Raw genomic sequence first — 21,210 nt, 5'->3', positions numbered from 1 at the left:
CCCGCCCCGGCGGGGGCGGCCCGGCCCGGACCTGCCACGTCGACACCTTCGTGCGCGACAACCTCCCGCCGCCGCACCGGATGCCGGACTTCATCAACCTCGACCGGCTCGGCTACCCGGAGCAGCTGAACGCCACCGTCGAGCTGGTCGACCGGCACGTCGAGGCCGGGCACGGCGAGCGGGTGGCCCTGGTCGGGCAGGGTGTCACCGGCCAAGATGTGACCTGGACCTACGCCGAGCTGAAGCGCCAGATCGACCGGATGGCGAACGTCCTCGTCGACAAGCTCGGGCTGGTGCCGGGCGGGCGGGTGCTGCTGCGCTCGGCCAACAACCCGACCAAGGTCGCGCTCTACCTCGCGGTCATCAAGGCGGGCGGCATCGTGGTGGCGACGATGCCGCTGCTGCGGGCGCGTGAGCTGACCCAGATCCTCGACAAGGCCCGCATCCCGCTGGCCCTCTGCGACGCCGGGCTGATCGACGAGATGACGAAGGCCGCGGAAGGGCGGACGGAGCCGGTGCGGGTCGTCACTTGGCGCGGCACCGCCGGGGGCGAGCTCGGCGACCTGCTGGCCGGCGTCTCCGACCATTTCGAGGCACCGCCGACCCGGGCCGACGATCCGTGCCTGCTCGGCTTCACCTCCGGCACCACCGGCCTGCCGAAGGCGACGATCCACTACCAGCGCGACCTCCTGGTGATCTGCGACGCCTACGCCCGCGAGGTGCTGCGGGCGAATGAGGACGACGTGTTCATCGGCTCGCCGCCGCTGGCCTTCACCTTCGGCCTCGGCGGGCTGGTGCTGTTTCCGTTCCGGGTCGGCGCCCGGGCGGTGCTGCTCGAGAAGGCGGGGCCGGCGGACCTGGCCGCCGCGATCGCCCGCCACCGCGCCACGGTGCTGTTCACGGCGCCCACCGCCTACCGGGCGATGCTGGGGCTCGTCGGGCAGGCCGACCTGTCGAGCTTGCGCAAGTGCGTCTCGGCCGGCGAGACCCTGCCGGCGCCGACGTACCATGCCTGGCTGAAGGCGACGGGCCTCAAGCTGATGGACGGCATCGGCGCCACCGAGATGCTGCACATCTTCATCGCCTCACCGGAGGACGAGATCCGGCCCGGCGCCACCGGCAGGCCGGTGCCCGGCTACGAGGCCCGGGTGATCGATCCGGACGGCAAGCCCTGCCCGCCCGGGGTGCCCGGACGCCTCGCGGTGCGCGGGCCGATCGGCTGCCGCTACCTCGCCGACGAGCGCCAGACCGTCTACGTCCAGGACGGCTGGAACGTCACCGGCGACACCTACGTTCAGGACGAGGACGGCTACTTCTGGTTCCAGGCCCGCAACGACGACATGATCGTCTCCGCCGGCTACAACATCGCCGGGCCGGAGGTGGAGGCGAGCCTGCTCGCCCACCCGGCGGTGGCGGAGTGCGGCGTCGTCGCGGCACCCTGCCCGGAGCGCGGCCGCATCGTGGCGGCCTACGTGGTGCTGAACCCCGGCTATACCGGCGGCGACGCCCTGACCCAGGCGCTGCAGGAGCACGTCAAGCAGGACCTCGCGCCCTACAAGTACCCGCGGGCGGTGCACTACGTGGCCGCCCTGCCCAAGACCGAGTCCGGCAAGCTGCAACGCTTCGCCCTGCGCCGGCAGGCCGAGGCGGAGGCCATTGCCACCCAGGGAGACCGCGCATGACCGCCAGCCCGATTCCACTCCGCCCCGAGACGGAGGCGCCCGCGCTGACCACCCTCCAGCCCCCGGGCTGGAAGAAGCCGAAGGGCTACGCCAACGGCATGGCCGGCCGCGGCACCGTGGTGATGACCGGCGGCCTGATCGGCTGGGACGAGAACGAGGTCCTGGCCGAGGGCTTCGTGCCCCAGGTCGAGCAGATCCTGCGCAACATCCTGGCGGTGCTGGGCGAGGCCGGCGCCGGGCCGGAGCACGTCGCCCGCCTGACCTGGTACGTGCGCAGCGTGGACACCTACCGCGCGTCGCTGGCCGAGCTGGGGCCGGTCTACCGCCGGGTGATGGGCCGGCACTTCCCGGCCATGGCCCTCGTCGGCGTCGCCGACCTGGTCGAGCCGGGCGCACTGGTCGAGATCGAGGCGACCGCGATCGTGCCGGACGCCGCCTGATGCGGGCCGCCGCGATGCAGGCCGTGTCCTGGACCACCGGCGGCGCGCTCGGTGACATCGGCCGCGCCTACGACAATGTCGGGGCGATCCCGGACGCCAGGGCCTACCCGGCGCGCTGGAGCGAGGCCGCCGCCGTCTTCCGGGACCGCCTCGCGGCCGAGGGTCGCGCCCGCCTCGGGCTGCCCTACGGGGCGGGCCCGCGCCACGCCTACGACCTGTTCCTGCCGGCGGGCACGCCCATTGGCCTCGCGGTCTTCGTCCACGGCGGCTACTGGAAGGCGTTCGACCGCTCGGTCTGGTCCCATCTCGCCGCGGGACCGCTCGCCCGCGGCCTCGCGGTCGCGCTGCCGAGCTACACCCTCTGCCCGGAGGCGCGCATCGGTGCGATCACGGCGGAGATCGCCGCCTTCCTCGATCGGGCGGCCGCCGAGGTGCCGGGTCCGATCCACCTCGCCGGCCACTCCGCCGGCGGCCACCTCGTGACCCGGATGCTGTGCACCGACCTGTCCCTCGCCTGCGCCGGTCGGATCGCGCAGGTCGTCTCGATCAGCGGCGTCCACGACCTGCGCCCCCTCCTCGGCACGGGGATGAACGAGATCCTTCGCCTCGATGCCGACGAGGCGCGAGCCGAGAGCCCGGCCCTGCGCGAGCCGCGCCCGGGCGCCCGGCTGATCGCCGTGGCCGGGGGCGACGAACTCCCCGAGTTCCGCCGCCAGAACCTCCTGCTGCCGACGGTCTGGCACGGGCTCAGGGCCGAGACGGCGGCGTTCGAGATCGCAGGAACTCACCATTTCAGCGTCATCCAGGGCCTGGCCGACCCGGAGAGTGCCCTGACGCGGGCGCTGGCGGGCGGCTGACCCCTGGTCTATGCCCCGCGTGCCGGCTTGGCGGGCGTCCCGCGACGGTGGCACAAGCGGGTTCTGTCAGGGCCTGCTTTGAGCCGCGCGAGGGATGACGCCATGACCGTGTCGAGCGACGACGAGCTGGAAGGCCTGAGGCGGATCGGGCGCATCGTCGCCGACGCGCTGGAGGCGATGGGCAGGGCGATCGAGCCCGGCATGACCACCCGCGAGCTCGACCGCATCGGCCGGGACTGCCTGGAGCGGGCCGGCGCCCGCCCGGCGCCGGAGATGGTCTACGCCTTTCCAGGGGCGACCTGCATCAGCGTCAACGAGGAGATCGCGCACGGCATCCCGGGGGAGCGCCGGATCGCGCCGGGCGACCTCGTCAACATCGACGTCTCCGCCGAGAAGGACGGCTACTTCTCCGACACGGGCGCGTCCTTCGCGGTGCCGCCGGTGACCCGCGCGGTCGAGCGGCTGTGCCGGGACGGGCGCCGGGCGATGTGGACCGGCCTGCGCCAGGTCGGGGCCGGCAAGCCGCTCTCCGGCATCGGCCAGGCGGTCGGCGCCTTCGCGAAGAAGAACGGCTACACCCTGGTGCGCAACCTCGCCAGCCACGGCGTCGGCGCCTCGCTGCACGAGGAGCCGACCGAGATCGCGACCTGGCCCGACGCCTCCGAGCGCCGGATCATGGCGGACGGGCTGGTCTTCACCGTCGAGCCGTTCCTGTCCCTCGGCGCCACCTTCGCCGAGAACGGGGAGGATCCCTGGACGCTCTACAGCCAGCCCCGCGCCCTCACGGTCCAGTACGAGCACACCGTCGTCGCGACGCGCAACGGGCCGCTCGTCCTCACGATGCCGAGCCAGTAGGGGACGTCACCGGCTCCGCCGTCACCGGGGCGGCGCGCCGCTCGCGCATCAGCGCCAGCCAGCGGCGACGCAGGGCGGCGGAGCGCTCGGGATAGCGCTCGTCGAGGAACGTGACCGCGGTCAGCCGATCGGTGCGGAAGACCCGGAAATCCTGCCGCAGCTCGCACCAGGCCGCGACGATGCGGACGGTCGCGACGTAGCCGACCAGGAACGAGCGCACGAGGCGCTCGCTGGCGGCGCCGGTCTCGTCGACGTAGCCGATGGCGAGCCTGCGCCCCTCGCGGCACCACCGCCGGAGCCGCGCCACGTCCAGGTCTCCCGCCACTCGCGCGTCCTCGCGCCCCGGCCCCGGCGGGGTGCCGACCGCCGGATCGTCGAGCACCGGGCGCAGGTCCTCGGGCACCACCGCCGCCAGCTTGGCGAGCACGGCGACGGCGGCGCGCGCCAGCGCCGGCTCGGCATGAGCGACCACCCACTGCGCGCCGAGGGCGACCGCCTCCGCCTCGTCGACCGAGAGCATCAGCGGCGGCAGGTCGAAGCCGCGCTCGAGCACGTAGCCGACCCCCGCCTCGCCCCGGATCGGCACGCGCTGGGCGACCAGCGCGTCGATGTCGCGGTAGATCGTCCGCTTGCTCGTCTCCAGCTCCGCGGCGATCCGCTCGGCGGTCAGCGGGCCGGAGGCGCGGCGGAGCACCTGGATGATCTCGAAGAGGCGGTCGGCGCGGCGCATGGCCCGGGATCCGATAGCGCGCGGACCTACGGCAGCGCCACCAGGATCGCGCACGCCGCCAGGCTGCCGAGGAGGAAGAAGGGTGCGTTGAGGAGCGCGTAGGCGAAGGGCCGCGGGAAGAGCGGGTTGATCGCGATGGTGACGGTCATCGGGACGAGGTAGCCCAAGGCGACGAGCGCCCCGAGCGCGAGCGCGTCGCCGGTAGTGGCGATGCCGAGCAGGCGAAGCAGGATGGCGGTGGTCGCGACGGTGATCGCCCCGCACACGAGCGGGCCGGCGAGGAACAGCGGCCCGGGCTTCGGCGGCGACCGATCGGCGAGGCCGAGGACGGCGGCGTAGCGCCTGCCGACGATCCCGCCGAACCAGGCGCTGCCGAGGACGGCATGGGCGAGGCTGGCGAGGAGGACGGCGAGCCAGTTCACGGTGGAGAGGGCGTCGGTCATGGGGCCTGTTTCCCGCGCGGCGGAGCTGCCGAGGCCCTCTCGGTTAGAGGGGTGCTGCTGCCACCGTGCTGTCAGCAGCGGCGCGCCGTCAGCGCAGCAGGTAGCGCTCGGGGGTCAGCGGCGGCGCCACCGGCTCGCCGAGGGCATCCTGCACGATGCCGTCAACGGTGCGCAGGAGCGCGTCGAGGGGCAGGTCGTTGGCGGCCGAGCCGAACGGCTCCTCCAGTTCGTCGCCCAGCGCGTCGAGCCCGAAGAACGTGTAGGCGACGAGCGCCGTCGCCACCGGCGTGCCCCAGCCGAGGGAGGCGGCGAGGCCGAAGGGCAGGAGCAGGCAGTACAGCCAGGCGGTGCGGTAGAGGAGCAGCGTGTAGGCGAACGGCAGGGGCGTGCCCTGGATGCGCTCGCAGGACGCCTGAACCCCCGACAGCCCGGCGAGCTTCTGCTCGACCAGCCCGAACGACACGTCGCTCACGAGGCCCTGCCGCAGGGCCGCCCCGAGATCGGCGGCGAGGCCCGAGAGGGCCGCGTCGGCCGGGCTGGCGCAGGCCGGCAGGCGCTGGCGCTCGGCCTCCGGCAGGAAGGGAGCGGCCGCCGCCGCGGCGTCCTGCCCGCGCAGGCGGGCGTGGAGCGCGTGGGCGAAGCCCATGAGGCGGTTCAGGCAGCGCCGGCGCAGCGCCTCGTTCTCGGCCTCCGGCAGGAGCGCCCCGAGCAGGCGGGCGAGGCCCCGCGCCTCGACGATCAGGGCACCCCAGACCTTCCGGGCCTCCCACCAGCGGTCGTAGCAGGCGTTGTTGCGGAAGCTGAGGAAGATCGACAGGGCGAGGCCGATCAGGGTGAAGGGCCCGATCCCGGCACTGAGCGGGATCGCGTGGGCCCAGCCCTGCTCCGTCGCCACGACCAGGCAGGCGACGGCCGTGAGGCTGATCACCTGCGGGGCGATCTGCGGCAGGATCGACCCGCGCAGCGCGAACAGGATCGCGAGGGCGCCGGGTCGGGGACGGACGATCATGGAGACGCACGCTGGCCGGGGGACGGGGCGCGGTCATCCGCCCCCCGCGTGCCCGCCGTCAAGCGAGGGCCGGACAGACCCCGGCCGACGGGTCGTCATGGGTCGAGGCGCGGTGATCGCCGGTTCCCGAGCCGATCCACTCTGCGCCGGGCCGACACCCTTCCGGGTCATCCCGGGTTCCCGCCTTCGGCGATCCCCGGGACGACGCAGGGAGCTGGCGACGAAGACGCTCGCTCCGTCGATCGATCCAGCTCTCAGCCGCCCGACTTGGCGGTCGCCGTCACGTCGATGTCGACGCCGACCTCGAGGGCGACCATCGAGCCGTTCGACCAGGAGCCCTGGCCGACGCCGTAATCGGTGCGCACGAGGTCGAGGTGACCGACGGCGTGGGCGGTGCCGCCACTGATCGTGAGGCGGAACGGCAGGGTGACGTCCTTGCGCATCCCGCGGATCGTCAGGGTGCCGACCGCGTCGTAGGCGTCGCCGCCCTTCGCGACGAAGCGGGTCGCCTCGAAGCGGGCCTGCTTGTCCTTGGAGGCGTTGAACCAGTCGGCTTGCGGCAGGGCCTCGTCGCGCTGCTTGTCGCCGGTCTCGGCGCTGGTGAGGTCGATCAGCACCACCGCCTTGCCGGCCTCGGGCTTGGCCGGATCGAAGCTGATCTGCGCGTCGTAGCGGGTGAAGCGGCCCTTGAAGGGGGCGCCGACCTGGGTGCCCGAGAAGCCGATGCGGCTCTTGGCAGGGTCGACGACCCAGTCGGCCGCCCGGGCGGCGACCGGCGCGACGAGGAGGCCGAGGGCGAGGGCGAGGCGGAGTGTGGTCATCGCGAGGAAGCCTCGGATTTGGCGCCGGGCCGCGGCACCACGGGCAGCATCCGCCACAGGGTGTCGTCGCGCAGCACGAGGTGGTGGCGCAGGGCCGCGCCGATGTGCAGGAGAAGCAGGGCGATCAGCAGCCAGGCGCCGTAGCTGTGCGCGAGCTTCAGCGCACCCTCGACCGCCGCCTTGTTCGGCAATTCGGGCAGGACCGGCAGGTGCGGCCACGGGATCACCCCGTAGAGCACCGTCGGGATGTTGTAGGGCGAGGCCGAGACCATCGCCCAGCCGACGAGCGGCATGGCGACGAGCAGGCCGTAGAGCGCCAGGTGCGCCGCGCCCGCCGCCCGCCGCTCGGCCTTCGGCATCGTCTCAGGGAGCGGCGGCGGCCGGTGGAACAGGCGCCAGGCTAGGCGAATGGCCATCAGCACCAGCACCGTGAGGCCGACGGACTTGTGCCACTGGTAGAGCGCGAAGCGTTCCATCGGCGGCAGGGAGCCCCGCGTCATCGCGAGGCCGATGCCCAGCAGGGCCAGGATGCCGAGGGCGATCAGCCAGTGCAGCCCGATCGCGACGAGTGTGTAGCGACGGGGCGTCGCGACCGTGCGCATGATCTGAGACCTTCGGCTCTGAACGACTAGTCCTTGCGCTCGAAGGCGCCGTTGAGGACCAGGTGGACCTCGTCGCTGATCGCCGGCACGAAGGTCTTCACGCCGAAGTCCGAGCGCTTGATCGTGCCCTTGGCCTCGAAGCCGACCGTGACCTTCTTGTTGATCGGGTTGGCGCCAGCGCCGACCAGCGTCACGTCGAGGGTCACGGGCTTGGTCACGCCATGCAGGGTCAGGTCGCCGGTGACCTTGGCCTTGTCCTTGCCCTCAGGGGTGACCTTCGTGGAGGTAAAGGTCATCTCCGGGAACTGGGCGACGTCGAGCCACTTGTCGCTCTTCAGCGAGTCCATCATGTGCTGGCTCGGCGTATAGAGCGACTTCACCGGGATGGTGACCTTCAGGCGGCTCTCGGCGGGCTTGGCCGGCTGCAGCTCCAGGGTGCCGGAGACGTCCGAGAAGATGCCCGTATACGGCGAGAAGCCGAAATGATTGACCGTGAAGATCGCCTGGGTGTGGCTGGGGTCGACCGCGTAGGTGCCCGCCTGGATCTGGGCGGGGTCGCGGGTCGCGGCCCCTTGAGCCCCGGCCGGGGCGGCGAGGGCGAGACCGGCGGCGAGGCCGAGGGCGAGGACGGACAGCTTCACGAGATCACTCCGTGTCGTAAGGGCCGAGCGGACCTTGGGGGCCGGGCGGGCCTGAGCTCAGGTCTTTCCGCACCGCACCCTTCGTGCGGCCTCTCGCTTAAGCCGGTTCCGTCGCGGGCGTAAGACAGCTAAAGCGGGACACATGGTTGCTGGTTCGGAAACCTTCCGTGGTGCCCTCTCGGATGTGCGGGCGTTCTGCGCCGTCGTCGATCACGGAACCGTGACCCAGGCGGCGGAGGTGCTGGGGGAAACCAAGGGAAGCATCAGCCGCCGGGTCTCGCGGCTGGAGCAGGAACTCGGCGTCACCCTGCTCGCGCGCACCCCGCGGGCGGTCTCGCCGACCGTCGAGGGACTGGCCTTCCACGCCAAGGCGCAGGAGAGCCTCGCCCTCCTCGACGGGGCCCTCGAGACCGCCCGGGATGCCCGCACCCTGCCGCGGGGCCACCTGCGGGTCACCACCTCGATCGATTTCGGCATCGAGGTGATCCCCGACCTCGTGACGGCTTTTCGGGCGCGCTACCCGCAGATCTCCATCGACCTGCTCATCACCGACACGCGGCTCGACCTCGCGGCCAACCGCATCGACCTCGCCTTGCGCCTCGGCAGCGACGAGGGGCAGGACGGCGGCTACCGCGCCCCGGTGCTGGCGAACCTGATGATCGGCCTCTACGCCGCCCCGTCCTACCTGGCAGCCCGGGGGGCGCCCGCGACCCTCGACGACCTCGCGGCCCACGACCTGATCCTGTCGCGCGAGCGCCTGGGGTCGACCCCGGTGCGGCTCTCGGACGGGCAGGGCCGCGAGGGCCACGTCACCGCCCGGCCGGCGATCCGCGCCACCGACTACGCCACCGTCCTGCGGCTGACCCGGGCCGGCGGCGGCATCGGCCACATCCCGAGCCTGGTGGCGGCCCGGGCGCTGCAGGAGGGCGCCCTGGTGCCGGTGCTGCCCGACTGGGCGAGCCGCGGCGGCGTGCTGCGGGCCGTCAGCCTCGCTGGCCGCGAGCTGCCGGCCCGGGTCCGCCTGTTTCGCGACCACGTCCGCCTCGGGCTCGCGGCGATGCGGGAGGAGGCGGGGCCGGGCTGAGGGCGCGGGCGCGCAGGAGCCCTTGTCCTTTTTCGTCCGCTCGCGGTCCGCTCGCGGCCTTTCGGGTTCCCGGGCGGCGCCTATCCTGGCGCCGTCCCACCCGCTAAGGATCGAGACCATGCCGGACACCGCCCTCCTCGTCATCGACGTGCAGGAATCCTTCCGCCACCGCCCCTACTGGGACGAGGCCGACCTGCCGCGCTTCCGCAACCGGCTCCAGGCCCTCATCGACGGCGCGGTGGCGCGAAATGTCCCCGTCGTGCAGGTGTTCCACGTCGAGGATGCGGGCCCCTTCGCCGTCGCGTCCGGGCATGTCCGCACCCTGGAGCCGCTGCGCCTCGCCCCGGACGCGGTCTTCCACAAGCGGCGCCACAGCGCGCTCGTCGGCAGCGGGCTCGAGGTCTGGCTCAACCAGCACGGCATCACCCGGCTCCTCGTCTCCGGCATCCGCACCGAGCAGTGCTGCGAGACCACGACCCGGCACGCCTCCGACCTCGGCTACGCGGTCGACTACGTGGCGGAGGCGACCCTGACCTTCGCGATGACCGACGCCGCCGGCCGGCGCTGGAGCGCCGACGAGATCCGGGCCCGCACCGAGCTGGTCCTGGCCGGACGCTTCGCCCGCATCGCCACCGTCGACCAGGCGCTCGCCGGCCCGCCGGCCCGCCGCGCCGCGTGAGCGCCCCGCGCGACATCCCTGTCGTCGTGGTGTGCCCGCCGCGCACCCTGCTCCTCGACGTGGCCGGTCCCGTCGAGGTGCTGCGCAAGGCCAACCTGATCCAGGACCGGGTCGGGTTCCGCGTCACCCATGCGGGGCCGCTGCCGCAGGTGACGAGCTCGATCGGCCTCGGGCTCACGGGCCTCGCGCCGCTCCCTGAGCCGCTGCCGGAGGGCGCCATCGTGGTGCTCGCCGGCACGGCGGAGCTGGTCCTGGGCGATCCCTCGCCCCCGGGCGAGGCCGAGCGGGCGGCGGAGGACGCGATCGTCGCCTGGCTGCGGCGGACCGTGCGGCCCGGGCACCGCCTGGTCTCGATCTGCTCCGGCGCCCTGCTGGCGGCCCGGGCCGGGCTCCTCGACGGGCACGCCTGCACCACCCACCACGCCGCCTGCGCCGAGCTCGCGGCCCTCGCCCCCGCGGCCCGGGTGCTGGAGGACCGGCTCTACGTCGAGGATCGCGAGCGCCTCACCAGCGCCGGCATCACCGCCGGCATCGACCTGATGCTCCACGTCGTGGCGCGCCTCGTCGACCCGGCCTGCGCCGCCGCGGTGGCCCGCTACCTCGTCGTCTACCTGCGGCGGGCCGGCAGCGACCCGCAGCTCTCACCCTGGCTCGACGGGCGCAACCACCTGCACCCGGCGATCCACCGGGTGCAGGACGCGGTGAGCGCCGACCCGGCCCGGGCCTGGAGCCTGGAGGCCCTCTCGGCGATCGCCGCCACCAGCCCGCGCCACCTGTCGCGGCTGTTCAACCGCCATGCCGGGATGAGCCTGCCGGCCTACGTCAACGCCTTGAGGGTGGCGCTCGCCCGCGACCTGCTGGCCCAGACCCGCCTCGACATGGAGCGGGTGGCCGAGCGGGCGGGCTTCGCCTCGCCGCGCCAGCTCCGCCGGGCCTGGGCGCGGCTGCACGACGGCCCGCCGAGCGCCCTGCGGGACGTGCGCTGAAGGGCTCAGCCCAGGAGCGCGTCCCGGTCGAGCCCGAGCGCCGCGGCCACCTCGGTCAGCGCGCGGTGCTCGGGCGGGCTGATGCCCTCGAAATCGGCCACGTCCGCGGCGATCAGGAACACGCCCTGGCGCTGCTCCGGCGGCCGCTCGGCGATGGCCTGGATGAAGTGCATGTTCTGCATCCGGCCGGCCCGGGTCCGGGCCCGGCCGATCGCGTCGTAGAGTTCCTCCTCCAGCATCAGGCTGTCGTAGCCCTTCTCCAGGATCGGGTCGGCCAGCATGCCCTTCAGGGCGGCCTCGAACTCCGCGCCCGCGACCTCGCCGTCCGCCACGATCACGTTGGCGCTGGCCGACACCGCCGCCCGCATCAGGGGGGTGTCGCCCGCATAGGCCGTCACCGTCTGCTTGAACCGGCCGAAGGCCGACTGGACGAAGCTCATGGGTCTCCCTTTGCGCGAATCGGGCAGGCCCTGCTTATCAAGTACGGTGCGGGACGAAAATCGGAAGGCGGGGGCACCCGTCACAGCTCCTGGCGGACCTGGGCGTGGGCGAGGAGCGCGAACAGGCCGGTGCCGCCGATCACGTTGCCGACGAGCGCCGGCAGGATCATCCCGCCGATCACCTGACCGGGGCCGGCCTCGCCGACGCAGAGCAGCAGGAACGCCTCCGCCGCACCGGCCACCACGTGGGTGAAGTCGCCGAGCACGATCGCGAAGGTGAGGGTGAGGACGATCCAGAACTCGCCCCCGCTGGACGCCGCCCGGAGCCACGCGACGGTCGCGATCAGGAACCCGGCCGGGATACCCTGGAGCAGGACCTCCGACGGCGTCCGGTACAGCAGGCTCTCGCGCGACACCGCCACCATGGCGGACAGCAGCTCCCCGCTCACCAGGTGGCCGTAGGTGTTGATGGCCGCCGCCGCGCCGGTGCCGACCAAGTTGCCGAGGAGCACGATTCCCCAGAGCCGGGCCGTCGCCGCGAGGGCGCGCCCGCTCGGCCGGGTGACGAGAGGCAGGACGGTCACGATCGTCTGCTCGGTGAAGAGCTGGAGCCGCCCCAGGATCACGATCAGGAAGCCGAGGGGATAGCCGAGCTGCGAGACGAGCGTCCGGGACGCCATCTCGGCCGGCAGCTTGTGGTGCAGCGCGCCCTGGGCGATGATCGAGGCCGTGATGGCGATGCCGGCCGCGACGCCGGACCAGAACAGGGAGCCGGCGGGGCGCGACAGCTCCTCCTTCCCCTGCTTGCGGACCGCCTCGTGGACGACCGTGGCGCGCGGCGCCGAGCGATCCTCGATCTCGCCCCGCTCAGCCGAATCCCGATCCGCCATGGTCCTGCCGCTGCGCCGCCCGCCACGGGCTGGAGCGAGGTCGACGCACGGCATCTTATGTCGTTCCACCCCGGCCCCAACGCGCCCCGTCCGCGTCTCGTCCCCGGGGAGCGGCCCGGGGCCGGCGGTTGCCGGTCGATCGGCGCGGGTGCTACCGGTTGCGAGGATCGGGCTCTCCCGGCGCCGGAGCCGGCGGGGCGCGATGATGAACGAGAACAGGATGCCGGGGAGGCAAGCGTGGAGGGAGACGAGCGCCACACGGGGCGGGCGGTCGCCCATCGGTCGTCATCGGCGCTGACGGCGTCCCCGGCCGCGCCGGTCCCGGCCATGCCGGCGCAGCCCGTCGCCTCGACCCGGCTGAGCGCCAGGCTGCGGCAGGCCCACGCGATCGCCGACCTGCGGTCCCTCGCCGCCCGGCGGCTGCCGCGGGCGGTGTTCGACTTCATCGACGGCGGCGCCGAGGACGAGCGGACGCTGCGCGACAACGTCGAGGCGTTCGACGGCTGGATGCTGATGCCGCGGGTCGGGGTCGACGTCGCGCGCCGCGACCTGACCCGGCCCATCCTCGGCGCGACCTCGTCCCTGCCGCTGATGATGGCGCCGACCGGGCTCGCCGGCTTCTTCTGGCCCGACGGCGAGGTCGCGGGGGCCCGGGCGGCAGCGCGCGCCGGCATCCCCTACTGCCTGTCGACGAACTCCGTCGCCTCGATCGAGCACGTCGCCGCGGGCGCGCCCGACGGGGAGCGCTGGTTCCAGCTCTACTTCCTGCGCGACCGGGACTGGATGCAGGCGCTCCTCGCCCGCGCCGCGGCGGCGCACTACCGGGTGCTCTGCCTCACGGTCGACCTCGCGGTGCAGGGACGGCGCGAGCGCGACCTGCGCAACGCCTTCACGATGCCGCTGCGGCCGCGCCTCGCAACCGCCTTCGACCTCGCCCGCCGGCCGGGCTGGCTCGCCGGCGTCGCGCGCTCGCGGCTGGGCTTCGGCAACTTCGAGGCGGCGGGAGGCGGCTTCACCAGCGTCGCCCAGCACGTCGCCTCGCTGTTCGACCCTTCGGCGAACTGGGACGACATCGCCCGCATCCGCGAGCACTGGCGCGGGCCGATGGCGCTGAAGGGCATCCTGCACCCGGCCGATGCCGAGAAGGCGGTGGCGCTCGGGATCGAGGCGGTGATCGTCTCCAACCACGGCGGCCGCCAGCTCGACGACGTCCCGGCGGCGATCGAGGCCCTGCCGGACGTGGCCGCGGCCGTCGCGGGCCGGGCCGAGATCATCCTCGACGGCGGCGTCCGCCGCGGCACCGACGTGGTGAAGGCGCTGGCGCTGGGCGCCACCGCCTGCAGCATGGGGCGGCCGTTCCTCTGGGGCCTGTCGGCGGGCGGGACCGAGGGCGTCTCCCGGGCGATCGAGATCTTTCGCAGTGAGCTCGACAACGCGATGACGCTGCTCGGCACGCCGACGCTCGCCGACATCACCCGCGACCATGTCCGGGAGCGCAAGGGCGGCGGGCGGTGACGGCGAAAGGGCGGGACGCGTTCCGCCCCCCTGGACGTCATCCCGGGGCCGCGCAGCGGAACCCAGGATGACGATGGCGGGCGACAACATCGACGCCAGAGATCCGATGTATGCGCCGGCCCTCTACTTCTCGAACTCCACCCGCTTGATGAACGTCACCGCCCCGCGCTCGTTGCGCACCACGTTGTAGCCGTGCAGCCCGTCGCCGTTCTGGTCGAAGTTGTACATCCCCTCCGCTCCCTGGATCCCCTTGGTCGCGAGGAGCGCGTCGCGGATCCTGCCCGGCTCGAGGCTGCCGGCCGCGTTGATCGCCCGCGACAGGATCGTCACGGCGTCGTAGGCCCAGGCCGAGAAGAAGTCGGGCGCAGCCTTGTAGGCGGCTTCGTACCTCTCCGCGTAGGCCTTGGCGACCGGGTTGGCGTCGCGGTGGAAGTCGGAGGCCGCGTAGGCGCCCTCCAGCGCCGCTCCGGCGAGCTTCAGGGCCGTGGCGCTGGCGGTGGTGGAGGAGCCGACCCAGTCGATGGCGACGCCGAGCTGGCGCAGCTGCCGGGCGAAGATGCCCTGGTCGGTCTCGAACGGGATGTAGGTGCCGAGCACGTCGGCGCCGGACTGCTTCACCGCGAGCGCGACCGCGGTGAAGTCCTGCGAGTTGTTGGGGAAGGCCTGCACCACCACGGGCTCGATCCCCTGCTCCTTCAGGGCGGCGGCGAGGTTGCGCATGCCGCTGGTGCCGAACGTGTCGCTGGAATGCACCAGCGCCCATTTACGCCGGTTCAGCGTCTTCACGCCGAACTCGGCGATGACGCGGGCGGAGTAGCGGTCGTTCGGGCGGAAGCGGAAGAGCCAGGGGTTGCCGGCGGCGGTGAGCTGCGGATCGGTGCCGCCGATCATCGCCGGCTTGCCCGTCTTGGCGACGTCCGGCGCGATGGCCTGGACCTGGGTGCTGCGCACCGGCGCGATGAAGGCCGGGATGGCGGGGTCGGCGGCGAGCTTGCTGAAGGCCAGGATGGCGCCCGGGTTGGTGCTCTGGTCGTCCTGGATCACGAACTCGAGCGGGCGGCCGAGCACGCCGCCGGCCTTGTTGACCTCCTCGGCGGCGAGCTTCGCCCCCTGGACGAGGTACTTGCCGGATTCGGCGCCGGGCCCGGTGATCGCCGCGGCGACCCCGATCCGCACCGGATCGGCCGCGAGGGCGGACCCGTGGGCCAGGCCCAACGACAGCAGCAGAGCAGAGACCAGCGTCCCGCGGCGGTTCATGGCATTCCCTCCCGATATTTTGCGGGCAGCTTAACGCCTGCGTGCCGGCGGACAACCGCCGCGCCTGCCGCCAGGTCGAGGGGGAACCGGTCTCGGGGCCAGCGCCGTCACTGCGCCTGCCGGGCGATGGCGACCGGATCGACCGAGACCTCCTGCTTGAGCGTGCGCAGGGCGAAGACCGAGCGCGACTGGCGGATGCCGCGGATCCGGTAGAGCTTCTCGCGCAGGAAGCGCTCGTAATGCGCGGTACCGCTGACCGCGACCTTGATCATGTAGTCGTAGTCGCCGGTCACCAGATGCGCTTCCAGCACCTCCGGGATGCGCAGGATCTCGGTGCCGAAGGCCTCCAGCACCGAGTCGTCGTGCTTGTCGAGGGTCACCTCGACGAAGACCACGTCCGGGATGCCGAGGGCCCGGTGATCGAGGAGGGCGACGTAGTCGCGGATCAGCCCCGCCTCCTCGAGGCGCCGCAGGCGCGTCCAGCACGGCGATTGCGACAGGCCAACCCGCTCGGCGAGCGCCGCGATGGTCAGCCGGCCGTCCGCCCGCAGCGCGCCCAGGATCCTCCGGTCGACGTCGTCGAGCCGGTGAGGCTCCGCGCCCCTGGTGGCGGGCTGCGTCCGCCCGGAACGCCTGTTCGGCGCAGCGCCCTCAGAGGCCATCGCGTGTTCTCCAAAAACCCGCTTTAGCGGCGAAAATCGGCGAGGACCATCCGGCCGGACCGGGATACAAAGGGGGCAAATCAAGCGTCGCGGGAGGACGCGCATGGCTCGAGACCAAGGGCACCCCGTCGAGATCCGGGCCCGGATCGCCCACGTCTTCGACGGCGTGACGCGGCTGCTCGGCGAGGTCGAGCGGGCCGGCTATCCGGTGCGCAACCTCGCCCTCGACGCCGGCAGCGCGCCGTCCGCCGTCACCCTCTCCATCCTGGTCCCGGACGGCACCGACCTGACCTTCCTCGCCGCCCGCCTGGCGCGCCACCCGGCGGTCGTCGAGGCGCGGGTGGGCGCTCCCGGCAGCGCGACGCCCGCCTGAGGCGCCGGCCGCCCCCGGGCTCCCGACCAGACCGATCGTCCGCGTCCCATCCCCCGCAAGGCCCCCGCCGATGCCGCCAGACGCCCCGAGCCTCCAAGCTCCCCTGAGCCTTCACGTGCCCGAGCCGGCGGTCCGCCCCGGCGGCAACCCGAGTTTCTCCGACCTCGACATCCCCGAGGCCGGCGCGGTCCGCCGGCCGGCGGTCGACGTCGCGGCGGCCGACATCCGCGACCTCGCCTACACGCTGATCCGGGTGCTCGACGCCGACGGCAAGGCGGTCGGCCCCTGGGCCGGCAGCTTGACCGACGAGGAGCTGCTCGCGGGCCTGCGCGACATGATGAAGTTGCGCGCCTTCGACGCCCGCATGCTGATGGCCCAGCGCCAGGGCAAGACCTCGTTCTACATGCAGCATCTCGGCGAGGAGGCGGTGAGCACCGCCTTCCGCCGGGCGCTCGCGCCCGGCGACATGAACTTCCCGACCTACCGGCAGGCGGGGCTGCTCATCGCCGGCGGCTACCCGCTCGTCGACATGATGTGCCAGATCTACTCGAACGAGGCCGATCCGCTGCACGGCCGGCAATTGCCGGTGATGTACTCGGCCAAGGATCACGGCTTCTTCTCGATCTCCGGCAACCTCGCGACGCAGTACGTCCAGGCGGTCGGCTGGGCGATGGCCTCGGCGATCAAGAACGACACCAGGATCGCCGCGGCCTGGATCGGCGACGGCTCGACCGCCGAATCCGACTTCCACGCCGCGCTCGTCTTCGCCTCGACCTACCGGGCGCCGGTGGTGCTCAACGTCGTCAACAACCAGTGGGCGATCTCGACCTTCCAGGGCTTCGCCCGCGGCGGCTCCTCGACCTTCGCGGCGCGGGGCCACGGCTTCGGCATTCCGGCGCTCCGCGTCGACGGCAACGACTACCTCGCCGTCCACGCGGTGGCGAAATGGGCGGTGGAGCGGGCGCGGCGCAACCTGGGACCCACGATCGTCGAGTACGTGACCTACCGCGCCGGCGCGCACTCGACCTCCGACGACCCCTCCGCCTACCGGCCGAAGACCGAGTTCGACGCTTGGCCCCTCGGCGATCCCGTGGCGCGGCTCAAAGATCACCTGATCGCCCGCGGGGCCTGGTCGGAGGAGCGCCACCGCCAGGGCGAGGCCGAGATCCTCGACGAGGTCGTGGCGGCCCAGCGCGAGGCCGAGACCCACGGCACGCTGCATGCCGGCGGCAAGCCGTCCCCGCGCGACATGTTCGAAGGAGTCTTTTCCGAGATGCCCCCCCACCTGCGCCGCCAGCGCCAGCAGGCGGGGTACTGACATGCCGCGCCGCACGATGATCGAGGCCATTCGCGACGCGATGGCCGTGGCGATGGAGCGCGACGACGACGTGGTCGTGTTCGGGGAGGACGTCGGCTATTTCGGCGGCGTCTTCCGCTGCACGCAGGGCCTGCAGGCGCGCTTCGGCAAGAGCCGCTGCTTCGACGCGCCGATCAGCGAGCTCGGCATCGTCGGCGTCGCGGTCGGCATGGCGGCCTACGGGTTGAAGCCCTGCGTCGAGATCCAGTTCGCCGACTACATGTACCCGGCCTACGACCAGATCGTGTCGGAGGCGGCGCGCCTGCGCTACCGCTCGGGCGGCCAGTTCACGGCCCCGATGGTGGTGCGGATGCCGACCGGCGGCGGCATCTTCGGCGGCCAGACCCACAGCCAGAGCCCGGAAGCCCTGTTCACCCACGTGGCGGGCCTCAAGACCGTGGTGCCGTCGAACCCCTACGACGCCAAGGGCCTGCTGATCGCCGCGATCGAGGATCCCGACCCGGTGATCTTCCTGGAGCCCAAGCGGCTCTACAACGGACCGTTCGACGGCCACCACGACCGGCCGGTGACGCCTTGGGCCCGCCACGACCTCGGCGAGGTGCCGGACGGGCACTACACCGTGCCGCTGGGCAAGGCGGCGATCCGGCGCGAGGGGTCAGCCGTCACGGTGCTCGCCTACGGCACCATCGTGCACGTCGCAGAGGCCGCGGCCGCCGAGACGGGGATTGATGCCGAGATCATCGACCTGCGCACGCTGCTCCCCCTCGACACGGAGACGATCGAGGCCTCGGTGCGCAAGACCGGGCGCTGTGTCATCGCCCACGAGGCGACCCTGACCTCGGGCTTCGGCGCCGAGCTCGCGGCTTTGGTGCAGGAATCCTGCTTCTACCACCTCGAGGCGCCGATCGTCCGGGTGGCGGGCTGGGACACGCCCTACCCGCACGCCCAGGAATGGGCCTACTTCCCGGGCCCCGAGCGAGTCGGCCGGGCCCTTCGCGCCGCGATGGAGGGCTGAGGCCATGGGCTTTCGCATCGTCAAGCTTCCCGATATCGGCGAGGGCGTGGCCGAGGCCGAGGTCTCGGCCTGGCACGTCAAGGTCGGCGACGTCGTGCGCGAGGACCAGCCGCTCGCCGACGTGATGACCGACAAGGCGACGGTGGAGATCCCCTCGCCGGTGAGCGGCACCGTCGCGGCATTGGGGGCCGAGGCCGGCCAGATGCTGGCGGTCGGCGCCGAGCTGGTGCGGCTCGAGATCGAGGGCGGGGCCGCCGCGCCCACAGCCGGCGCCGCGGCGACGCCCGAGGCCGGAATCGCGGTCGCCCCGGCGGTCCAGGCGGCGCAGGACGAGGCGGCGGGCCAGCCGGCCTCCGCCCTCACGCCCGCGGCGGACGGGCTGGAGCCGCCGCCTCCGCCGGTGGCGCGAGCCGAGCCCGCCCCTCAGGCGAAGCCTGCCCCTCAGGCGAAGCCGGTCGAAGCACCAAAGCCTCCGGCACCGAAGCCCGCTCCCCCGGCCTCGCGCCCCGCCGCGGCGGCACCCTCCTCCGGCCCGCCGCGGCCGCCCGGCGAGAAGCCCGTCGCCTCCCCGGCGGTGCGGAAGCGGGCGCTCGAAGCCGGGATCGACCTGCGGCAGGTGCGCGGCACCGGGCCGGCCGGGCGCATCGGCCACGACGACCTCGACGCCTTCCTGAACACCCCGCCCGAGGAGGCGGCGCCCGTTCCCGCCGGGCGGCTGCCGCGGACGGCGGTCGAGGAGATCAAGGTCATCGGCCTGCGCCGGCGCATCGCCCAGCGCATGGCCGACGCCAAGCGGCGCGTCGCCCACTTCTCCTACGTCGAGGAGGTGGACGTCACGGCCGTGGAGGAGCTGCGCGCGAGCCTCAACCAGCGCCACGGTGCGAGCCGCCCGAAGCTGACCCTGATCCCGTTCCTGGTCCAGGCCCTGGTGCGCGCCCTGCCGGACTTCCCGCAGATGAACGCGCACTACGACGACGAGGGGGAGGTGATCCACCGCCACGCCGGGATCCATGTCGGCATCGCCACCCAGACCCCGTCGGGTCTGATGGTGCCGGTGCTGCGCCACGCCGAGACCCGGGACGTGTGGAACTCGGCGGCCGAGGTGCGGCGCCTGGCGGAGGCCGCCCGCAACGGGTTGGCTGCCCGCGACGAGCTCTCGGGCTCGACCATCACCATCACGTCGCTCGGCGCGCTCGGCGGCATCGTGACGACGCCGGTGATCAACCGGCCGGAGGTCGCGATCATCGGCGTCAACAAGCAGGTGATGCGCCCGGTCTGGCGCGACGGCGCCTTCGTGCCGCGCCTGACGATGAACCTCTCGGCCTCGTTCGACCACCGGGTGGTCGACGGCTACGACGCCGCCCTGTTCGTGCAGGCGCTCAAGGCCCTGCTGGAGACGCCCGCGATGCTGTTCATGGAGGCCTGACGTGGGCGAGATCACCACCAAGCTCCTGGTGCTCGGCGGCGGGCCGGGCGGCTACGTCGCGGCGATCCGGGCCGGCCAGCACGGCATCGACACCGTGCTGGTCGAGGAGAACCGCCTCGGCGGCACCTGCCTCAACGTCGGCTGCATCCCCTCGAAGGCGCTGATCCACGCGGCGGAAGCCTTCCACGCGGCCGTGCTGCAGGCCGAGGACGGCTCGCCCTTCGGCCTGTCCGCCGGGCCGCCGCGGCTCGACTTCACCCGCACGATCGCCTGGAAGGACGGCATCGTCGGGCGCCTCAACACCGGGGTCGCGTCGCTCCTGAAGCGCGGCGGGGTCAAGATTCTGCGCGGGCGCGGCACCATGGTCGACGGCAAGACCTGCCTCGTCGAGACCGATACCGGCCCCGAGCGGGTGCGGGCCGAGCACGTGATCCTGGCGACCGGCTCGGTCCCGGCGGCGCTGCCGCATATTCCCTTCGGCGGCCGCGTCATCTCCTCGACCGAGGCCCTGTCGCTGCGACAAGTCCCGGCCACGATGGCGGTGGTCGGCGCGGGCTATATCGGCCTCGAGCTCGGCACCGCCTTCGCCAAGCTCGGCGCCAAGGTCACGGTGGTCGAGATGGCCGAGCGGATCCTGCCGACCTACGATGCCGAGCTGACCCGGCCGGTGGCGCGGCGCCTCGGCAGCTTGGGGATCGAGGTGCTGCTCGGCGCGAAGGCGACCGGGCTGACGGCGGGAGGCGACGCGCTCGCCGTCGAGGTCGGCGGCGATGCGCGAGAAATCCCGGCCGAGGTGATCCTGGTCGCGGTCGGGCGACGGCCGCGCACCGGGGATCTCGGCCTCGACCGCCTCGACCTCGACATGAGCGGGCCGTTCATCCGCATCGACGAGCGCTGCGCGACCTCGATGCGCAACGTTTGGGCGGTCGGCGACGTCACCGGCGAGCCGATGCTGGCCCACCGGGCGATGGCTCAGGGCGAGATGGTGGCCGACCTCGTGGCGGGGCGCCGCCGCGCCTTCCACAAGGTCGCGATCCCCGCCGTCTGCTTCACCGATCCGGAGGTCGTCTCGGCCGGCCTCTCGCCCGAGGAGGCCCGCACTGCGGGCCACGAGATCCGCACCGGCCTGTTTCCCTTCGCCGCCAACGGCCGCGCCATGACGCTCGGGGCCGAGGACGGCTTCGTGCGGGTGACGGCGCGGGCCGACAACCACTTGGTGCTCGGCATCCAGGCGGTCGGCGCCGGCGTCTCGGAGCTGGCGGCGGGGTTCGGCCTCGCCCTCGAGATGGGCGCCCGGCTCGAGGACATCGCCGGCACGATCCACGCCCACCCGACCCTCGGCGAGGCCTTCCACGAGGCGAACCTGCGGGCGCTCGGCGAGGCGCTGCACATCTGATACCGCCGCGCCTTCGAACGGACCCGTTCGGAGGCGCAAGGCAAGCCCGAACGGGCGCCGGTGCTGATGCGCCGGACGCCTTGGCATCG

The 21,210-nt window shown here is 73.1% G+C and carries 23 protein-coding genes; 13 read left to right on the top strand and 10 right to left on the bottom strand.

Annotated features, from left to right (window positions below; all coding sequences use genetic code 11):
• Window positions 1–80 precede the first annotated feature (80 nt).
• The 4 genes from VQ02_RS00115 (at window position 81) to map (ending at window position 3,834) form a co-directional block, all read left to right on the top strand.
• Entirely contained in the window at window positions 81–1,682 is a 1,602-nt protein-coding gene (locus tag VQ02_RS00115; RefSeq protein ID WP_048442134.1) for an AMP-binding protein, read from the top strand.
• Window positions 1,679–2,122, top strand: a complete 444-nt coding sequence (locus VQ02_RS00110) for a RidA family protein (RefSeq protein ID WP_048442113.1) — start codon at window positions 1,679–1,681, stop codon at window positions 2,120–2,122. The genes VQ02_RS00115 and VQ02_RS00110 overlap by 4 nt, the downstream gene beginning before the upstream one ends.
• A complete protein-coding gene (locus VQ02_RS00105; RefSeq protein WP_245239573.1) occupies window positions 2,122–2,979 on the top strand; it encodes an alpha/beta hydrolase in 858 nt (285 codons plus the stop codon). Before VQ02_RS00110 ends, VQ02_RS00105 begins: the two co-directional genes overlap by 1 nt.
• A gap of 102 nt (window positions 2,980–3,081) precedes the next feature.
• Window positions 3,082–3,834, top strand: coding sequence for a type I methionyl aminopeptidase (map, locus tag VQ02_RS00100; RefSeq protein WP_048442112.1), 753 nt, complete (start codon window positions 3,082–3,084; stop codon window positions 3,832–3,834).
• Here map and VQ02_RS00095 read toward each other — a convergent pair.
• The 6 genes from VQ02_RS00095 to VQ02_RS00070 all read right to left on the bottom strand — a co-directional run bounded on the left by VQ02_RS00095 (window position 3,815) and on the right by VQ02_RS00070 (window position 8,080).
• Window positions 3,815–4,564, bottom strand: coding sequence for a helix-turn-helix transcriptional regulator (locus tag VQ02_RS00095; protein WP_048442111.1), 750 nt, complete (start codon window positions 4,562–4,564; stop codon window positions 3,815–3,817). The two genes, map and VQ02_RS00095, sit on opposite strands and share 20 nt — an antisense overlap.
• A gap of 26 nt (window positions 4,565–4,590) precedes the next feature.
• Window positions 4,591–5,007 (bottom strand): DUF1761 domain-containing protein, encoded by a 417-nt coding sequence (locus tag VQ02_RS00090; protein ID WP_048442110.1) that lies wholly within the window; start codon window positions 5,005–5,007, stop codon window positions 4,591–4,593.
• An 88-nt stretch (window positions 5,008–5,095) separates the two neighbouring features.
• Window positions 5,096–6,016 carry a bestrophin family protein gene (locus VQ02_RS00085; RefSeq protein WP_048442109.1) on the bottom strand — a complete coding sequence of 307 codons (921 nt, stop codon included), beginning with the start codon at window positions 6,014–6,016 and terminating at the stop codon, window positions 5,096–5,098.
• A 254-nt stretch (window positions 6,017–6,270) separates the two neighbouring features.
• A complete protein-coding gene (locus VQ02_RS00080) occupies window positions 6,271–6,837 on the bottom strand; it encodes a YceI family protein (RefSeq protein ID WP_048442108.1) in 567 nt (188 codons plus the stop codon).
• The gene (locus tag VQ02_RS00075; protein WP_048442107.1) at window positions 6,834–7,439 is read right to left on the bottom strand and encodes a cytochrome b; all 606 of its coding nucleotides are present in this window, start codon (window positions 7,437–7,439) and stop codon (window positions 6,834–6,836) included. Before VQ02_RS00075 ends, VQ02_RS00080 begins: the two co-directional genes overlap by 4 nt.
• Before the next feature lie 26 nt (window positions 7,440–7,465).
• The gene (locus VQ02_RS00070) at window positions 7,466–8,080 is read right to left on the bottom strand and encodes a YceI family protein (RefSeq protein WP_157080427.1); all 615 of its coding nucleotides are present in this window, start codon (window positions 8,078–8,080) and stop codon (window positions 7,466–7,468) included.
• Between the two features lie 142 nt (window positions 8,081–8,222).
• Here VQ02_RS00070 and VQ02_RS00065 point away from each other — a divergent pair, with 142 nt between their 5' ends.
• The 3 genes from VQ02_RS00065 (at window position 8,223) to VQ02_RS00055 (ending at window position 10,829) form a co-directional block, all read left to right on the top strand.
• Window positions 8,223–9,164, top strand: a complete 942-nt coding sequence (locus VQ02_RS00065; RefSeq protein ID WP_048442106.1) for a LysR family transcriptional regulator — start codon at window positions 8,223–8,225, stop codon at window positions 9,162–9,164.
• A gap of 118 nt (window positions 9,165–9,282) precedes the next feature.
• A complete protein-coding gene (locus tag VQ02_RS00060) occupies window positions 9,283–9,843 on the top strand; it encodes an isochorismatase family protein (protein WP_048442105.1) in 561 nt (186 codons plus the stop codon).
• A complete protein-coding gene (locus VQ02_RS00055) occupies window positions 9,840–10,829 on the top strand; it encodes a GlxA family transcriptional regulator (protein ID WP_048442104.1) in 990 nt (329 codons plus the stop codon). The genes VQ02_RS00060 and VQ02_RS00055 overlap by 4 nt, the downstream gene beginning before the upstream one ends.
• A gap of 5 nt (window positions 10,830–10,834) precedes the next feature.
• Here VQ02_RS00055 and VQ02_RS00050 read toward each other — a convergent pair whose 3' ends face one another.
• Together VQ02_RS00050 and VQ02_RS00045 are read right to left on the bottom strand one after the other, a co-directional pair.
• Window positions 10,835–11,269 carry a tellurite resistance TerB family protein gene (locus VQ02_RS00050; protein WP_048442103.1) on the bottom strand — a complete coding sequence of 145 codons (435 nt, stop codon included), beginning with the start codon at window positions 11,267–11,269 and terminating at the stop codon, window positions 10,835–10,837.
• An 80-nt stretch (window positions 11,270–11,349) separates the two neighbouring features.
• Window positions 11,350–12,159, bottom strand: a complete 810-nt coding sequence (locus VQ02_RS00045) for a formate/nitrite transporter family protein (protein ID WP_048442102.1) — start codon at window positions 12,157–12,159, stop codon at window positions 11,350–11,352.
• 237 nt (window positions 12,160–12,396) lie between these two features.
• Here VQ02_RS00045 and VQ02_RS00040 point away from each other — a divergent pair, with 237 nt between their 5' ends.
• The gene (locus VQ02_RS00040) at window positions 12,397–13,674 is read left to right on the top strand and encodes an alpha-hydroxy acid oxidase (protein WP_053080066.1); all 1,278 of its coding nucleotides are present in this window, start codon (window positions 12,397–12,399) and stop codon (window positions 13,672–13,674) included.
• Between the two features lie 123 nt (window positions 13,675–13,797).
• Here VQ02_RS00040 and VQ02_RS00035 read toward each other — a convergent pair whose 3' ends face one another.
• The gene (locus VQ02_RS00035) at window positions 13,798–14,931 is read right to left on the bottom strand and encodes an ABC transporter substrate-binding protein (RefSeq protein WP_053080064.1); all 1,134 of its coding nucleotides are present in this window, start codon (window positions 14,929–14,931) and stop codon (window positions 13,798–13,800) included.
• A 107-nt stretch (window positions 14,932–15,038) separates the two neighbouring features.
• Complete coding sequence (locus VQ02_RS00030) at window positions 15,039–15,593, bottom strand: Lrp/AsnC family transcriptional regulator (protein WP_083468943.1); 555 nt, start codon at window positions 15,591–15,593, stop codon at window positions 15,039–15,041.
• Between the two features lie 103 nt (window positions 15,594–15,696).
• Here VQ02_RS00030 and VQ02_RS00025 point away from each other — a divergent pair, with 103 nt between their 5' ends.
• From VQ02_RS00025 to lpdA, 5 genes are all read left to right on the top strand, one after another.
• A complete protein-coding gene (locus tag VQ02_RS00025; protein ID WP_048442101.1) occupies window positions 15,697–15,966 on the top strand; it encodes a hypothetical protein in 270 nt (89 codons plus the stop codon).
• 70 nt (window positions 15,967–16,036) lie between these two features.
• On the top strand, window positions 16,037–17,284 hold the full coding sequence (locus VQ02_RS00020) for a 3-methyl-2-oxobutanoate dehydrogenase (2-methylpropanoyl-transferring) subunit alpha (protein WP_048442100.1): 1,248 nt from the start codon (window positions 16,037–16,039) through the stop codon (window positions 17,282–17,284).
• A 1-nt stretch (window position 17,285) separates the two neighbouring features.
• Window positions 17,286–18,299, top strand: a complete 1,014-nt coding sequence (locus VQ02_RS00015) for an alpha-ketoacid dehydrogenase subunit beta (protein ID WP_048442099.1) — start codon at window positions 17,286–17,288, stop codon at window positions 18,297–18,299.
• A 4-nt stretch (window positions 18,300–18,303) separates the two neighbouring features.
• Window positions 18,304–19,725 carry a dihydrolipoamide acetyltransferase family protein gene (locus VQ02_RS00010; RefSeq protein ID WP_048442098.1) on the top strand — a complete coding sequence of 474 codons (1,422 nt, stop codon included), beginning with the start codon at window positions 18,304–18,306 and terminating at the stop codon, window positions 19,723–19,725.
• A gap of 1 nt (window position 19,726) precedes the next feature.
• Complete coding sequence (gene lpdA, locus VQ02_RS00005) at window positions 19,727–21,121, top strand: dihydrolipoyl dehydrogenase (protein ID WP_048442097.1); 1,395 nt, start codon at window positions 19,727–19,729, stop codon at window positions 21,119–21,121.
• The last annotated feature ends 89 nt before the right edge of the window (window positions 21,122–21,210 follow it).

It is taken from the genome of Methylobacterium variabile, from assembly GCF_001043975.1.
Classification (GTDB): domain Bacteria; phylum Pseudomonadota; class Alphaproteobacteria; order Rhizobiales; family Beijerinckiaceae; genus Methylobacterium; species Methylobacterium variabile.
This window is presented reverse-complemented; position numbering and strand designations above follow the sequence as displayed.

Excerpts from the sequence above, each read along its gene's own strand:
- VQ02_RS00115 (WP_048442134.1), top strand. The coding sequence starts at position 81 with ATGCCGGACTTCATCAACCTCGACCGGCTCGGCTACCCGGAGCAGCTG.
- VQ02_RS00110 (WP_048442113.1), top strand. The coding sequence starts at position 1,679 with ATGACCGCCAGCCCGATTCCACTCCGCCCCGAGACGGAGGCGCCCGCG.
- VQ02_RS00105 (WP_245239573.1), top strand. The coding sequence starts at position 2,122 with ATGCGGGCCGCCGCGATGCAGGCCGTGTCCTGGACCACCGGCGGCGCG.
- map (WP_048442112.1), top strand. The coding sequence starts at position 3,082 with ATGACCGTGTCGAGCGACGACGAGCTGGAAGGCCTGAGGCGGATCGGG.
- VQ02_RS00095 (WP_048442111.1), bottom strand. The coding sequence starts at position 4,564 with ATGCGCCGCGCCGACCGCCTCTTCGAGATCATCCAGGTGCTCCGCCGC.
- VQ02_RS00090 (WP_048442110.1), bottom strand. The coding sequence starts at position 5,007 with ATGACCGACGCCCTCTCCACCGTGAACTGGCTCGCCGTCCTCCTCGCC.
- VQ02_RS00085 (WP_048442109.1), bottom strand. The coding sequence starts at position 6,016 with ATGATCGTCCGTCCCCGACCCGGCGCCCTCGCGATCCTGTTCGCGCTG.
- VQ02_RS00080 (WP_048442108.1), bottom strand. The coding sequence starts at position 6,837 with ATGACCACACTCCGCCTCGCCCTCGCCCTCGGCCTCCTCGTCGCGCCG.
- VQ02_RS00075 (WP_048442107.1), bottom strand. The coding sequence starts at position 7,439 with ATGCGCACGGTCGCGACGCCCCGTCGCTACACACTCGTCGCGATCGGG.
- VQ02_RS00065 (WP_048442106.1), top strand. The coding sequence starts at position 8,223 with ATGGTTGCTGGTTCGGAAACCTTCCGTGGTGCCCTCTCGGATGTGCGG.
- VQ02_RS00060 (WP_048442105.1), top strand. The coding sequence starts at position 9,283 with ATGCCGGACACCGCCCTCCTCGTCATCGACGTGCAGGAATCCTTCCGC.
- VQ02_RS00050 (WP_048442103.1), bottom strand. The coding sequence starts at position 11,269 with ATGAGCTTCGTCCAGTCGGCCTTCGGCCGGTTCAAGCAGACGGTGACG.
- VQ02_RS00045 (WP_048442102.1), bottom strand. The coding sequence starts at position 12,159 with ATGGCGGATCGGGATTCGGCTGAGCGGGGCGAGATCGAGGATCGCTCG.
- VQ02_RS00035 (WP_053080064.1), bottom strand. The coding sequence starts at position 14,931 with ATGAACCGCCGCGGGACGCTGGTCTCTGCTCTGCTGCTGTCGTTGGGC.
- VQ02_RS00030 (WP_083468943.1), bottom strand. The coding sequence starts at position 15,593 with ATGGCCTCTGAGGGCGCTGCGCCGAACAGGCGTTCCGGGCGGACGCAG.
- VQ02_RS00025 (WP_048442101.1), top strand. The coding sequence starts at position 15,697 with ATGGCTCGAGACCAAGGGCACCCCGTCGAGATCCGGGCCCGGATCGCC.
- VQ02_RS00020 (WP_048442100.1), top strand. The coding sequence starts at position 16,037 with ATGCCGCCAGACGCCCCGAGCCTCCAAGCTCCCCTGAGCCTTCACGTG.
- VQ02_RS00015 (WP_048442099.1), top strand. The coding sequence starts at position 17,286 with ATGCCGCGCCGCACGATGATCGAGGCCATTCGCGACGCGATGGCCGTG.
- VQ02_RS00010 (WP_048442098.1), top strand. The coding sequence starts at position 18,304 with ATGGGCTTTCGCATCGTCAAGCTTCCCGATATCGGCGAGGGCGTGGCC.